The sequence below is a fragment of the Mesobacillus sp. ABV4_180 genome (assembly GCF_056158485.1).
The window spans coordinates 4088594-4102554 of sequence record NZ_JBSWTJ010000001.1 but is presented as its reverse complement, the minus strand read 5'-3'; the positions used below and the strand labels follow the sequence as shown (position 1 = coordinate 4102554).

Annotated in this window: 12 protein-coding genes; 10 read left to right on the top strand and 2 right to left on the bottom strand. The window is 44.3% G+C overall.

The genetic code is table 11. The annotated features are described in order from the left end of the window. Positions 1-34: 34 nt before the first annotated feature. Together ACXAEA_RS20870 and ACXAEA_RS20865 are read left to right on the top strand one after the other, a co-directional pair. On the top strand, positions 35-796 hold the full coding sequence (locus tag ACXAEA_RS20870) for an ABC transporter ATP-binding protein (protein WP_475097763.1): 762 nt from the start codon (positions 35-37) through the stop codon (positions 794-796). Then, on the top strand, positions 786-2726 hold the full coding sequence (locus ACXAEA_RS20865; protein ID WP_475097762.1) for an FtsX-like permease family protein: 1941 nt from the start codon (positions 786-788) through the stop codon (positions 2724-2726). Before ACXAEA_RS20870 ends, ACXAEA_RS20865 begins: the two co-directional genes overlap by 11 nt. 271 nt (positions 2727-2997) lie before the next feature. Here the strand turns inward: ACXAEA_RS20865 and ACXAEA_RS20860 are convergent, their stop codons facing one another. Continuing rightward, positions 2998-4200, bottom strand: coding sequence for a DUF4085 family protein (locus ACXAEA_RS20860; RefSeq protein ID WP_475097761.1), 1203 nt, complete (start codon positions 4198-4200; stop codon positions 2998-3000). A 661-nt stretch (positions 4201-4861) separates the two neighbouring features. Here ACXAEA_RS20860 and ACXAEA_RS20855 point away from each other — a divergent pair. Further along, the gene (locus ACXAEA_RS20855; RefSeq protein WP_475097760.1) at positions 4862-5734 is read left to right on the top strand and encodes an AraC family transcriptional regulator; all 873 of its coding nucleotides are present in this window, start codon (positions 4862-4864) and stop codon (positions 5732-5734) included. A 51-nt stretch (positions 5735-5785) separates the two neighbouring features. Here the strand turns inward: ACXAEA_RS20855 and ACXAEA_RS20850 are convergent, their stop codons facing one another. Next, a complete protein-coding gene (locus ACXAEA_RS20850; RefSeq protein WP_475097759.1) occupies positions 5786-6064 on the bottom strand; it encodes a transporter suffix domain-containing protein in 279 nt (92 codons plus the stop codon). A gap of 442 nt (positions 6065-6506) precedes the next feature. On the opposite strand from ACXAEA_RS20850, the gene ACXAEA_RS20845 reads away from it, so the two are divergent. The 7 genes from ACXAEA_RS20845 to ACXAEA_RS20815 all read left to right on the top strand — a co-directional run bounded on the left by ACXAEA_RS20845 (position 6507) and on the right by ACXAEA_RS20815 (position 13680). After that, positions 6507-7061, top strand: coding sequence for an RNA polymerase sigma factor (locus ACXAEA_RS20845; RefSeq protein WP_475097758.1), 555 nt, complete (start codon positions 6507-6509; stop codon positions 7059-7061). After that, positions 7051-7809, top strand: coding sequence for a hypothetical protein (locus ACXAEA_RS20840; protein WP_475097757.1), 759 nt, complete (start codon positions 7051-7053; stop codon positions 7807-7809). The genes ACXAEA_RS20845 and ACXAEA_RS20840 overlap by 11 nt, the downstream gene beginning before the upstream one ends. After that, the gene (locus ACXAEA_RS20835; RefSeq protein ID WP_475097756.1) at positions 7810-8685 is read left to right on the top strand and encodes an ABC transporter ATP-binding protein; all 876 of its coding nucleotides are present in this window, start codon (positions 7810-7812) and stop codon (positions 8683-8685) included. A 3-nt stretch (positions 8686-8688) separates the two neighbouring features. Beyond that, positions 8689-9945 carry a hypothetical protein gene (locus ACXAEA_RS20830; protein WP_475097755.1) on the top strand — a complete coding sequence of 419 codons (1257 nt, stop codon included), beginning with the start codon at positions 8689-8691 and terminating at the stop codon, positions 9943-9945. 14 nt (positions 9946-9959) lie between these two features. Further along, positions 9960-11099 carry a hypothetical protein gene (locus ACXAEA_RS20825; RefSeq protein WP_475097754.1) on the top strand — a complete coding sequence of 380 codons (1140 nt, stop codon included), beginning with the start codon at positions 9960-9962 and terminating at the stop codon, positions 11097-11099. A 179-nt stretch (positions 11100-11278) separates the two neighbouring features. Then, the gene (locus ACXAEA_RS20820; RefSeq protein ID WP_475097753.1) at positions 11279-12058 is read left to right on the top strand and encodes an ABC transporter ATP-binding protein; all 780 of its coding nucleotides are present in this window, start codon (positions 11279-11281) and stop codon (positions 12056-12058) included. Between the two features lie 2 nt (positions 12059-12060). Then, positions 12061-13680 (top strand): hypothetical protein, encoded by a 1620-nt coding sequence (locus tag ACXAEA_RS20815; protein WP_475097752.1) that lies wholly within the window; start codon positions 12061-12063, stop codon positions 13678-13680. Positions 13681-13961: the final 281 nt, after the last annotated feature.

Genomic DNA, 13961 nt, shown 5'->3' with positions numbered 1-13961 from the left:
ATAATGAAATTATTAATGAAAGGATGTGCGTAAAATGATTTTACTGGAAGCGGCTAAACTCCATAAAACATATGGCAATAAGTTTAATAAACAGGAAGTGCTGAAAGGTCTTGACCTAAAAATTCACAAGGGGGAATTTGTGAGCATCATGGGTGCCTCGGGGTCAGGCAAGACGACGCTGCTGAATGTTCTCTCTTCCATCGACCATGTCAGCAAAGGCACGATTAAGATTGAAGGGAATGACATTACCGGGATGAAGGAAAAGCAGCTGGCGGAATTCCGCAAGCAGCATTTAGGCTTTTTGTTCCAGGATTACAATCTGCTCGATACCCTGACTGTGAAGGAAAACATCCTTTTGCCACTCTCGGTCAGCAAGACTCCCAAGAAGGAAGCGGATAAAAGGTTCGAAATGATCGCCAATGAGCTGGGAATCTTTGATTTAAAAGATAAATATCCAAATGAAATTTCCGGAGGGCAAAAGCAGCGCACGTCTGCAGCGCGGGCTTTCATCCATGAGCCGAGTATCATCTTTGCGGATGAACCGACGGGCGCACTGGATTCGAAATCGGCTTCAGACCTTTTGAATAAACTGAGTGATTTGAATCGAAAACGGCAGGCGACGATTCTGATGGTCACGCATGATCCTGTTGCGGCAAGCTATTGCGGCCGGGTCATTTTTATAAAGGATGGGCTGATTTACACAGAACTGAATAAGGGTGACCAAACGAGACAGGAATTTTTCAAGGATATCATGAAAACCCAGAGTGTATTGGGCGGTGTGCATCATGAGCGTTAATCAACTCATTCTTCGGAATTTGAAAAAGAATCTTAAAAACTATTACTTGTATGTTTTTGCGCTGATTTTCAGTGTCGCGCTTTATTTCGCCTTTGTGACCCTCCAGTATGATCCGGCAATGGATGAAACGAAGGGTTCGATAAAAGGTGGTGCCGCTATTAAAGCAGCATCGGTTCTGCTCATAGGCATCGTGGCTATTTTCCTGACCTACGCCAATAACATTTTTATCAAACGGAGAAGTAAGGAGATCGGGTTATTCCAGCTGGTTGGGATGACGAAGGGCAAGATTTTTCGAATCCTAAGTGTTGAAAATTTTCTTCTTTACTATGGCTCATTAGCGGCGGGAGTGTTCCTTGGATTCTCCGCATCCAAGCTGATCATTATGATTCTGTTCAAAATCACTCAGGCTGACGGGATCGCCAGGCTTCATTTTTCGGGAACAGCCCTGGTTCAGACACTGATTGTTTTTTCAGTAATCTATGTACTGCTGCTGCTGTTAAACTATATTTTCATTAAGAGACAAAGCATTTTATCCTTGTTCAGAGTTGTATCAAAAGCTGAAGGCCGGGTAAAAAAGATCTCATTTTGGGAGATGTTATTTGGAATTCTTGGCATTACACTGATCGGATTAGGCTATTATGTGTCATCCAAATTGTTCGATGGGGACTTTACCACAGTAAATCAACTTTTTTTCGCCATGGTGTTTATTTTAGCTGCGGTTATCTTCGGGACTTACCTGTTTTATAAAGGGTCTGTGAGTTTCATCGCCAATCTCATCCGTAAAAGAAAGGATGGATATTTAAATATAAATGAAGTGCTATCGTTATCCTCGATCATGTTCAGGATGAAGTCAAATGCATTGTTGTTGACGATTATCACGACGGTTTCGGCACTTGCGATTGGTCTATTGTGTTTAAGTTATATCTCCTATTACTCAGCAGAGCAGATGGCAAAAAACAATGTCCCGGCCAACTTCGCTTTTGTGGACGCTAAATCGGCTGCTGATTTTATGAAGGAATTGGAGTCGAATGGAATCGCTTTTACGGAAAAAAAGATTGAAGTTCTGCAGGCTATCATGAACGCGGAAAAAATCATTGGCTTGAAAATGGAGGAATACACACAGGATCCTGGGGCCATGAGTGTATCTGTTATTAGTGAGAAGTCTGAAGGTCAATCGGAAGTGAGTAAGGGTGAAGCCTATTTGACAGGCTACAATGATGTCATGATGAAGTTTATTTCAATGAAGGATTCAGGTCCGATTGAAATCATCGGGAAAAATAACGCCATTCCGTTAACGTATCTCGGGATGGAAAAGGATTATCCAGTTTCCAGGTATTTTGGCGGCTCTCCAGTAGCGGTCGTGGATGAATCGGTATTCGAGCAATTAAAGAATGATTTAGACCCTTCCATCCAAAAGGGCTCCTCATTGTATATCGGAATTGATCTTCAGGACGAGAGCGAATTGGAGATTGCGAACGACCTGTTCAATAAGAACAAATATGTTGAAACTGGCATGAATGAATCCCGCCTGGACAGCGAAAATATCCAAAAAAGACAGATGGGCCTCGCCATGTTCATTGTCGGTTTTCTCGGGCTGACCTTCCTCGTCACATCAGGCTGCATCCTCTATTTCAAACAAATGGATCAGACAGAAGACGAAAAGCCGAATTATACCATTTTAAGAAAGCTCGGTTTCACTCAGGGCGATTTATTGAAAGGAATCCAGGCAAAACAAGCGTACAACTTCGGAATCCCATTGGTCATCGGACTGCTGCACAGCTATTTCGCCGTCCAATCCGGCTGGTTCCTCTTCGGAACAGAACTATGGTCGCCAATGCTGATCGTCATGGCGCTCTATACAGCTTTGTATTCAATATTTGCGATCCTTTCGGTGATTCATTCGAAGAAAGTCATCCGGGAATCTCTTTAGAGTGGGAGCACAGGGGTTACCCTGTGCTCCTGTTATTCCATGGATATGTGGTTCATAAATATGGTGGTTTGTTATAAAGAATTCATCGATGTGTGTGATAGGCTACTTATATCGTGGAATAGGTGAAGAGGTCACCAATAAGCGTAATCGGTGTCTCAAAATTACTATAATTAAGGGACAAAGGAACGGATCTCTTATTCTATGGATTGTTGAATTTGTTATATTGTGAAACAGCAGAACCGTCCCTCTGTTTCTGCCTCTGTTTCTGCCCCTAAGATTCACTAATAACCGCCTGATATTGATCAATCACATCTTCGCTCAAAATTCCCTCTTGATAAAAATGGTTTACATACATGCTTACGATCATTTCATTTTGTTCTGTAATCGTTAATTTCTTCAGTATATGATTTATCGTTTCGGTAAGGTCATAGAGGTTGGTATACATGGTATTCCAAGCTCGGACTTGCAAATCCAGATCATCTGATAAAACAGCTGCTTCAATTTCCTCATTTGGCAATGGTTCGCTGAGCTGGGCATAGGGGTCCTCATATATGTCCGTGTAGATAAAAGAAATTGGATTGTATTCGTTAAATGGATAGACGTATCGTTCTTTTTCAGTGATTACGACCGTTTCATGCTCGGTAAAAGAAATTGACCCATTTTCTATATGAATTTTTTCCGTAAAAGAGTGGATGGGGTAAACGGCATCCGGTGTAATAAACCAATAACGGTGGTCCGGATTCAATCCCTCTAGATATTTTTCAAGGGAAGCATCTTGAAGCTTCTCTTCGTCTCTCAACCTCGTATAGTCCATTGGACGATAAAAATACTCGGCGTCCAGTTCCTTCATCGTAATTGTCCACTGGCTTTCCGGGACATCAAATAACACACGGAAGGCAAATCCATCATCTGTTTTCTGCAGCTCATCATAAATAAACCATTGTCCCACCTGAACAGGGAAATCTGTTTCTTCTGAGCTGATTCCGCTAAAAGTGAAGTGAATATATGCTTTTGTTGAAAACCCGCCATCGGTGTTTACAAAGAGGTGAAGCGTGTTCTTATCCCGCTCAATTCGAGCAATCGTGGAATCATGCAGGCTTTCCTCAAATACATCCTGAACTGCTGCTGGCAAGGAAACCAGGACATTCTTGGTGTTTTCATAAGCAGCACTCATTGCTTTCTCGAATTCCAAGCATCCGTCGTTCACCCATTTTAGATAATCCATGCGAACAGCCAATGGAAGAGTAGGCTGATTCAAAGTCCCATCTTGTAAATAAGGCAGGAAGCGATCCGGCAATATATGCAACAACTGTTCTTTCGCTTCCGCCAGTTCCTCGGTCAATCGAGCAGCGAGATCTTCCCCTTCATCTTCTGCATCTCTTAATGTCATTTCCCACTCCTCATCCGTTTCAAGGATCGGCAGAAGAGTGTGTTTCAGAAATTCATCCTTTACTTCCTTTGATATATTCCACATACCAACACCTCGAATGCAATAGATTGTTTTAATTTTTATGTAAAAAAGAGCAGTTTCGTTTTGGAATAGTATACCATTTTCATAAAGAATACATGGGGATGTTTAGGCGTTTATTTGCTGGAAAAAGCGTAAGTGGTATTTGTCCTTAGGATATGACGGACAGAAATCGGAGAAATGAACGAATAACTGTCCTTCATCAAGGTTATGACGGACAGAATTGGGTGGAAAAGCAAAAAAAATGTCCGTCATCAAGGTCGTGACGGACAGAAATGGGTGGAAAAGCAGAAAAAATGTCCGTCATCAAGGTCGTGACGGACAGAAATGGAAGGAAAGGCGGAAAAACTGTCCGTCATCAAGGTCATGACGGACAGAAATGGAAGGAGAAGCAGATAAAGTGTCCGTCATCAGGGTCGTGACGGACAGAAATGGAAGGAAAAGGTGGGAAAGTGTCTGTCATTAAGGTCAAGGGGGACAGAAGAGATCTCAAGAAAGGGAGACCCTGTCTATTCAGGCATCGGCGTTTTCATTTTGTATAATCGAAGTGCTTTAATATATAGTCATTATGAATACTTTCTACTCTAACCCCTGCAAAACCCAGTCATGGATTGTCGGGTGAAAGGGTTCAGGTCCTGTTATTGTTAACGTACAAGGAGGTTATCGCATGGATTTGCTGCAGAGTATGAATCAGGCTATGAAATTTATCGAAGAGAATCTGACGGAGGAGATTGATTTCAGGGAAGTGGCAAGAAGGGCATATTGTTCGGAATATCATTTTAAAAGAATGTTCTCCTTCCTTGCTGGTGTTTCGCTCTCTGAATATATCAGAAGGCGGCGGCTTACGTTGGCGGCATTTGATCTGGAGGACAGCAATGTTAAAGTGATTGATGTGGCGATGAAGTATGGCTACCGTTCCCCTGATTCTTTTACCAGGGCGTTTCAAAGTCTTCATGGCATTACTCCATCGGAAGCGAGGGTTCCTGGCCATTCGCTAAAAGCTTATCCGCCGATGACCTTCCAGTTATCCATAAAGGGAGGATCTGAAATGAATTATCGAATCGTTGAGAAAGACGCGTTTCGGATTGTTGGCATCATGAAAAGAGTTCCGTTGATTTACCATGGAGTGAATCCGGAGATCGCGGAGATGTGGCAAAGCTTGAATATGGAAAAAATCGAGGAGCTGAAGGGGCTGTCGGATACGGAGCCGATTGGATTAATCAGTGCGTCCACGAACTTCTCTGAAGGCCGAATGGATGGGAAGGGGGATTTGGACCATTATATTGGCGCTGCGACGACAAAAGAGTGCCCGGCGCACCTGGCTTCTCTTGAAGTTGCGCCATCCACTTGGGCGGTGTTTGAAGCGGTCGGCCCATTCCCGGAGACTCTCCAAAATGTCTGGGGCCGAATTTATTCTGAATGGTTCCCGTCCTCAAGCTATGAACAGGTAGAGGGAGCGGAAATTCTGTGGAATGAACATAAAGATGTAACGTCGCCGAAGTTCCGGAGTGAGATATGGATTCCGGTCAGGCGGAAGTAACGGGCATGTAAATATAAATGGAGCATAGGGTGCTTCCCTATGCTCCATGATTTATTCCTCTTCTTTTTCCAAAGGTTTCTTTCGCCAGTTTTTAGGGTTCGCATACCTTCTCAATTTACTTGCAACTTCTTTCCCAACCATAATCGCCCCCAGCCAGAAAACAACCTCAGCAAGAACTAAACTGCTCGTTATACTGAAGACTTTCATTTTGCCTGAAAGCTCAAGGAATGGAATAGCAAAAGGAATGATCCAGAAAAGAGCTGATGAAAAAATAAGAACCATTCCGATTTTATATAATATAGGTTTTTTAGCTTTAGGTTCGGTCTGCATGATTAACCCCCGGTAAGAATTGCTATGTCTTAACTTAGTTATATTCATGATTTTAACATAATCCTGCAACACAGTGACGGTGATGTGCACGTGGTTCCGGTGTATCATAAAAAAGAAGCACTGTGTTTCTGAGACAAGTGATCAAGCTTGTCTTTTTTTTATTTGACGTAAAAAAAATCAATTTAATAGCGAAATATCCCAGCTTATTAGCGATAATGGAAGATGTAGGAAAACTGGAAATTTCGGTTGGTTTTCCAGTTGGGGGGTTATGGGACACGGGACAGGACATGTTTCATGAAACAGGAGAACCGTCCCCATGTTTTTGAAAACACAAGAACCGTCCCCATGTTTTCCCATGTTTTTTCAAATATTTAAAACTATTTTTTTCTTTTTTACGAATATAGGAGTGAGGGAATCATTTTACAGGATGAGGATAGACTTGATGATGGAAAATGTGTGGATTAGGAAGGTTCAGGGGAAGGCGGATGAGGGGGCTGCGAATGAGCTTGTGGCGTTTTATTATCGGCCGATTTATTCGTTTGTGTTCAGGCAGACGTTGAATAAGGAGCTGTCTCTGGATTTGACGCAGGAAATTTTCATAGGGATGCTGCAGTCGATACAGGGGTTTGATTCGGACAAGGGTTCGTTCAAGTCGTGGCTGTACAGGATTGCGACGAATCATGTGGTGGATTATTTCCGGTCGCGGAGCTACAGGTATGAGAGGATTGTAGATTCGATGGAGGAAGTGGAAGTGCTGGATAATCATGATTTCACGTTGGAGCTTGAGTTCAGGGATACGATCGAGAAGGCGGGTGCGTTCGTGAATGAACTGGACTCCTTTTCGCAGCAGGTCATGCGCCTGAAGCTTTTTGCGGAATATACCTTTCAGGAGATTGCGAGTTTGCTTGAAAGGCCGGAATCATCAGTTAAAACAAGATATTATACGGTCATCAAAAAATTGAAAGAGCGGATGGAGGCTGAGCGTGTTGAAGGATGACAGATGGACTGTGGACTACCCCGATGAGTCTGAGATGAAAGGCGAGATTCAATTCATTGTTTCTAAAGGTCTTGTAAAACCGAAGCCTTTTCACGTGTATTTATTCGAGATGTATAACCAGCTTGGGTTCAGGTATTTGTTCCGTGATGCAACCGAAATCCTCTTCACCTTGGTGCTGGTTTCTTTAGCGATGGTGTTCGGTCTCTTCCAAGTTGTTGATAGCGGGAAGGATGTTAGCTTGCTGTATTCCTACCTTTTCACGATGTCACCGATTCTATATATGCTGGTTGCCGCGCTTTTCCTCGTTAATCTCCGGAGTAGCGATACATTTGCCATCGAGATGACGTGCAAGTACCATGTTTACCAGCTGGCGGCGTTCCGGATGCTAGCGTTCAGCATCATGGCGGTTTTGCTGAACATCGCGTATATCGTGATTTTGTTCCTGTTTTATCAGACGTTCAATATTGTGGAAGCGATGCTGATTTCGGTCAGCTCTCTGAGTGTTTTTTCCACGGGCTATTTATACATCATTCAAAAGGTGAAATTGAGGGTAACATCGTATGCGGTGATGGCTGGCTGGCTAGTCGTAAATGCCGCGCTCGCCTATTTTAGCACTGAATTGTATGCATCTGTATTAAGCCAGATTCCGATTTATGTGTATATCACTGTTATTGTGTGCTGTCTGTATCTCTATGTTCGCCGGTTAAATTATTTCATTACATTTCGTAATGTTGAAGGGGTCATGTAAATGTTGATCGTTCAAAATGTGACGAAGAACTTTGGCAAGTTCAATGCGCTGAAGGATATTAATCTTGAATTCCATAATGGCGTCTATGGGCTGCTTGCGCCGAATGGTGCCGGAAAGACGACGCTGATCAAGATGCTTACCACGCTGCTGTTCCCGACAAGCGGCTCGATTTTATATAACGGCAAGGACATTATCAAGCTCGACGAGGGGTACAGGGAGATTCTCGGCTTTCTGCCTCAGGAATTTGGCTATTACAAGAATTATAGTCCGACAGATTATTTGCTTTACCTGGCTGCCTTAAAAGGGATCGAGCGTCAGGCTGCAAAAGCAAGGGTGCAGGAGCTGCTGAAGCTGGTTGCGCTCGAAGATGTCGCTGGTAAAAAGATGAAAAAGTTTTCTGGGGGGATGATTCAGCGCGTCGGGATTGCCCAGGCGATGCTGAATGATCCGAAGATCCTGATCCTGGATGAGCCGACGGCAGGGCTTGATCCAAAGGAACGCGTCCGTTTCCGCAATCTGCTGACGGACCTTGCGCGCGACCGGATTGTCATTCTGTCGACGCATATCGTCTCCGATGTTGAGTCGATTGCGAATGAAATCATTATGATAAAAGACCAGCAGATACTCTATCAGGACACGGTTTCGAATATTTGCAAAAGGCTTGATGGGCATGTCTATGAAACGGAAGTAGAGTACGAGGCAGCGGCTGCTTTCCGGAAAAAGTATTTTTCGTTATCGGAAAAACAGGAGGGCGGGAAGATGTATATCCGCTTTTTGTCTGAGGAGCCGGCCAAGCCGGAATGGAGGACTGCCCGGCCGAATCTCGAGGATGTTTTTCTCCATACCTATCAAGATGAATCGTTGAAGCAGGAATAGTCTATGGTGATGAGACTGGAATTAAAGAAGATTCTGACCTCGCCAATCGTGATTGCCTTGCTGCTCCTTTTTACAGCTTTCAATTTATATCTGATTTATGTGGATGCGCCTAAGAGCGAGGATGTAGCGAGGATTAATGAGGTCATCGATGAGTATGGAGCTTTGATGGACAAGGATGGCCGCTATCTTTTAAAAGATTCATATGAGCTTGGACTTAAAGGCTGGAATGCAAGGAATGGCAAGGAGTTTGAATCGGCTTCTGAATTCTTTAAATCTGAAAACTATTATCCGGCCATTGATTCAGGTGAGATTTCGGACAAAGAGCTTGAGAGAATCGTTGACCTGAATGTGAAAGAATCGATTCTTTTTACAGCAGAGGGAATTGAGGAGCAGTATCAAAGATTTGATCTTTTAAATAGTGCCAATGTCCAGATCAAAATGTACGGGCTTGAAGGGGAAGCGGCGGAAACAGTCAGGGAACAGTACAAGGCTTTAATGCCAAGACTTGAAGAAATCAAGGAGAATCAGGAGCATTTAAATGTTTTCCTCCCGGGAAAAATCTTCAGGACCCATTCGCTGTTATTTAAAACTTTATTCGGAGTTGTCCTTTTCCAGATCATGCTGCTTGTGGTGCTGTTCACAGCATTTTTGACGAATTATGAATTCGATCAGGGGTCCCATCTTGTTGCTTTTTCAACAAAGCGGGGGAGGAGACTAATGTGGGATAAGCTATTTGCCGCCCTGGGTGCAACGGGGATGGTGACGGCATTCCTGCTGCTTGCCACATTTGGCACCTATTTTCTAGCGGTTGATTATTCGCGGCTGTGGCACCTGCCGATCAGCACAGGATTCATGATTGAACCGGATGGCAATCCCTTCATCAGCTGGTGGGATTTCAGCTTCATTCAGTATTTTTGGCTGGGAATACTGATGATTTTCGTACTGCAGATTCTTTTTACAGTGATTACGTTTGTTCTTTCGCTATGGATGAAAAACAGCTATGTCGTGTTTATTGTCTTCGCGATCCTGTTTGGAATGGGCTTGCTTGTGCCTGGGGAAATGCCGAAGGATTCGGTGCTGTCTCTTTACACGACTTTTAATCCTTCGTCACTGGTGCTGGGGTCAAAGAAATGGTGGATGGAAAGCGGTGCATTCACGACTTTCAAATACTATGAAATGATCACGGTTTGCGTTTGGATGTCAGGGTTTATTTTAGCGGGATGGTTTAGCATGAAGAAATTTCACACTCGGAATTTGTAGTTAGGAGCGAATACATGAGGATTATCTGGAATGAACTGAAGAAGATCTTGACGTTGAAAATCATGCTGTTGCTCGTGCTTGTCAGCATCATCTTCTATCAGCTCTTTATCATGTTTGACTTTGAGTTTTTCCCGAATGGAAGGCCTGCGGGGGATGAGTTCAAGGTCGGTAAAGAAATGATGGCGAAATATGGGCAATACATGGATGCCAAGGAATTTGAGGATTTTAAAAAGGTTTATGATCAAAGGGTGGAAGATGCGACGGTGTATCTTCAGTCCCAGCCGGAATTGGTAGCTGCGGGTATGGGCAGCTATGAGGATTATAAAAATGTTAATTTGGATCAGGATGAGAAGAAAAATGAGCTGCATTCCAAGGTGATGTTCGAGGATAATGTGGATGTCATGTGGGAGCTGCAGGCGAGGGAGTATTTGATCAATCTGTATGAACGAACTGAGCATTTCGGTTCGCATGGCCGAGATTTGACGGAAGAACAGTCAAAGCGTGTGGAGGAGTTGCTGGCGACCGGCGATGCCCAGGCGAATTTCCTGCATATCGTATTTGAGAATTATACAAATCTATCAGGTAATCTGGCCATTCTTATTCTCATCAGTGTGATGATTGTCGTGACGCCGATGTATATGGCAGACCGCAGGAATAAAATGAATCAGCTGCAGTATACAACGAAGGTCGGACGGTCGCTTTTTTACAAAAAGCTAATGGCGGCTTTCATAGCTGTAGTTTCAGTCATTACCGTGCAGTTGGCGTTCTTTTTCTATTTGTATAGGGGAAATGATACCTGGCAGTTCTTTGATAAGAAAATCAGCTCGATCTTCAACTTTTTTGTTTCCTGGTGGGATTTGACCTTTTTGCAATACATCATACTTACAGTTTTAAGCATGTACGTATTGGGAATTGCCGTTTTATTGCTGGTTGCCTTCATCTCAAGCGCAGCCCCTAATTACATGACCAACATCGGCATGCAAATTCCAGTGGCCGCCATCTTCATTGCCGTAGGGATTGATTATGTGATCAAAGACCTGACCACCTTTCACCTGCCAAAAGCATTCCTGCCAGTATCATTAGGCATACTGCTGGTGGTGAGCGGGACGATCTTTCTTTTAAAATGGAAAAAAGAACGAACAGCTGATGTTTAGAACGGGGGGACGGTTCTCGTGTTTCTGTTGGTGAACAAAAACAGGGGGACGGTTCTTGTGTTTCTGTTGGTGAATAGTATGGAGGAGGAAAGAAGCAAAGGGGATGCCCCTCTGCTTCTTTTTCTATGTTAAAATCAGGATATGGTATTTTAAACCAGTTCGGTTGAAGGGGGAGAGGTATGTCTTCTGAAATGCTATCGATCAGCAACTTGTGGAAGTCGTATGGGAGTAAAGAGGTTCTTAAGGGCATAGATTTGAAGGTTCATAAAGGTGAGATTATTGGCTACATAGGGCCTAATGGTGCTGGGAAGAGTACGACGGTGAAGCTGATGCTTGGCCTTGAGGAAGGGTACGCTGGAAAGATCGAGATTTTTGGCGAGGACATCTCGAAGCAGGGGGAAGGCTATAAAAAGAGGATCGGCTATATTCCCGAGACCGCTGAAATGTATGATTCGCTTACAGCTCAGGAGTATTTGACGTTTGTGGCGGAGCTCTATGGCATGGATTACGACGATGCCGACCGGAAGGCGAAGAAGATGTTCGATGTGTTCGGGCTGGCTGATGTCTATCATTCTCGTATTTCATCTTTTTCAAAAGGAATGAAGCAAAAGACGCTGATCGTTTCGAGCTTCCTCCATGACCCCGACTTGCTGTTCCTGGATGAGCCGCTGACCGGACTTGACGCGAATAGTGTGATGATTTTCAAGGAGATTCTCGCCAGGTTCTCGGCTGAAGGAAAAACGATTTTCTATTCCTCCCATATCATGGATGTCGTTGAGAAAATCAGCAACCGGATTGTTTTGCTGCACGGCGGCCATATTGTCGCAAATGGCAGTTTTGAAGAATTGAAGAGCCAGAGCCAGGAGGGGACGCTTGAAAGTATCTTCAATCAGATGACCGGGTTCCATGAGCATCAGGATCGCGCCGCTGAATTCGTATCCATCGTCAGGGAGGGTTGACGATGGACAATTTTTTCATCTTAAGGGTGCTTGATGTTTTCGCCCCTTTGTTTTCAAAATTTGGTGTGGAATATAGGACGATGCGCCGAATCCTGCAGATCAAGCTGACAATGGATCAGCGCAGGAAGCCGACGGTTTTCCAGCAGAACAGGAAAAAGAAAGACAAGGATAAAGCGGAGAAAAATGAATTCTTCAAATCGCTGTGGTTATATGGCTTTTTCGGGCTGATGCTGATTCCGTTTTTATTTTTCAAAGAGAATTATTTGTTCCAGATGTCGATTCTGTTCAGTATCTTTATGTTCATCGTTATGACGACGCTGATTTCCGATTTTTCATCGGTCCTGCTCGACTTGAGGGACAAAAGCATTCTTTCCACCAAACCGGTGAACTCCAGGACAATGAGCATGGCGAAGCTGCTGCATGTGATCATCTATATGCTGTATATCACGCTTGCCATTACCTTGATACCATTGCTCGTTGGTCTGTACTTCAGGGGAATCATGTTCTTCCTGCTGCTGCTCGCTGCATTCGTGATTGCGGACGTCTTCATCATTGCGTTCACGGCCCTGCTTTATGTGACGGTATTGCGATTTTTTGATGGGGAAAAACTTAAGGATATCATCAATTATGTGCAGATCGCTCTATCGATTGCGATGATGATCGGCTACCAGGTTGTTGCGCGTTCGTTTGAACTGGTGAACCTGGATTACGCAATGGATTTTGCCTGGTGGCAGCTGCTCCTGCCGCCGATGTGGTTTGGCGGATTGTTTGATCTGGTGCTTGGAGGAAGGACTGGTGCGGGGAATATTGTGCTGGCCATTTTGGCTGTAGCAGGACCACTTGCATCGATCATGGTCTATCTGAAAATGATTCCTGATTTTGAACGCAATCTCCAGAAGCTTTCCGGTCAAACCGGTGTCAAAAAAAGCAGCAGCAGGTGGAAGATACTGCGTTCCGTGCCGTTTCTAGTGTCAAAAGACGAGCTGCCATTTTTCCGCTTCGCTAGCATTATGATGAAAAATGAACGTGACTTCAAGCTGAAGGTTTATCCATCGCTTGGCTTTGCAATGGTGGTTCCGTTTGTGTTTATGTTCAATAGTTTTTCAGTGATGAGTTTCGAAGAATTTGCCGCAAGCCGATCCTATTTGACGATATATTCGGTCATGCTGGTCATTCCGGCTTCGGTCATGATGCTCGGACATTCAGGATCCTCTAAAGGCGGCTGGATTTATCAGGTCGCTCCTGTGAATGATCCAGGCATCATCAATAAAGCGGCATTAAAAGCATTCCTGTTCAAGTTATTCCTGCCGATTTTCGTGTTGATCTCGGTTGTGTTTTGCATCTTGTTCGGACTGAGGATCGCAGACGACCTGGTTGCGGTGCTGATAGGGGCATTTTTCTATACAGCCGTCAGCTTCCTGTACGGAAAAAGAGAGCTAGCCTTTTCCCAGCCATTCGACGCGGTCAATCAGAGTGGCGATCTTAAGCTGTTTGTTCTCTTCATTGTCATTCCTGTGTTGGTGGGCGTTCATTTCCTGGCTTTAAAAATCGCCTTCGGTGTGATTGGGTACGCACTGCTGCTAGCAATGGTTAACTGGGTATTGTGGAAAAGGTTAAGATAACATAGCCAAGTGGGGCGTTTCACGTGTTTTTATGGAACATGTGGAGCGTCCTTTTTTTATGGGAGCGCGAAAAGCGCAAGCAGGGCCAGGAACCGTAACTCATCCCGTTATGAGTGAGCGAAAGTCGTCAGCGCAGTGGAAAAGGGGAGCTCATCGACGCCATTGAAACAGGAGAACCGTCCCCATGTTTCACGCAAACACAAGAACCGTCCCCCTGTTTCCAAGAACCGTCCCCCTGTTTCCCCATGTTTCTGTGTCTAACCTCGAATTCCCTGCATAAA

What these genes read in the sequence shown, in the direction of transcription:
- ACXAEA_RS20870 (WP_475097763.1), top strand. Translation starts at nt 35, where the DNA reads ATGATTTTACTGGAAGCGGCTAAACTCCATAAAACATATGGCAATAAG.
- ACXAEA_RS20865 (WP_475097762.1), top strand. Translation starts at nt 786, where the DNA reads ATGAGCGTTAATCAACTCATTCTTCGGAATTTGAAAAAGAATCTTAAA.
- ACXAEA_RS20860 (WP_475097761.1), bottom strand. Translation starts at nt 4,200, where the DNA reads ATGTGGAATATATCAAAGGAAGTAAAGGATGAATTTCTGAAACACACT.
- ACXAEA_RS20855 (WP_475097760.1), top strand. Translation starts at nt 4,862, where the DNA reads ATGGATTTGCTGCAGAGTATGAATCAGGCTATGAAATTTATCGAAGAG.
- ACXAEA_RS20850 (WP_475097759.1), bottom strand. Translation starts at nt 6,064, where the DNA reads ATGCAGACCGAACCTAAAGCTAAAAAACCTATATTATATAAAATCGGA.
- ACXAEA_RS20845 (WP_475097758.1), top strand. Translation starts at nt 6,507, where the DNA reads ATGATGGAAAATGTGTGGATTAGGAAGGTTCAGGGGAAGGCGGATGAG.
- ACXAEA_RS20835 (WP_475097756.1), top strand. Translation starts at nt 7,810, where the DNA reads ATGTTGATCGTTCAAAATGTGACGAAGAACTTTGGCAAGTTCAATGCG.
- ACXAEA_RS20830 (WP_475097755.1), top strand. Translation starts at nt 8,689, where the DNA reads ATGGTGATGAGACTGGAATTAAAGAAGATTCTGACCTCGCCAATCGTG.
- ACXAEA_RS20825 (WP_475097754.1), top strand. Translation starts at nt 9,960, where the DNA reads ATGAGGATTATCTGGAATGAACTGAAGAAGATCTTGACGTTGAAAATC.
- ACXAEA_RS20820 (WP_475097753.1), top strand. Translation starts at nt 11,279, where the DNA reads ATGTCTTCTGAAATGCTATCGATCAGCAACTTGTGGAAGTCGTATGGG.
- ACXAEA_RS20815 (WP_475097752.1), top strand. Translation starts at nt 12,061, where the DNA reads ATGGACAATTTTTTCATCTTAAGGGTGCTTGATGTTTTCGCCCCTTTG.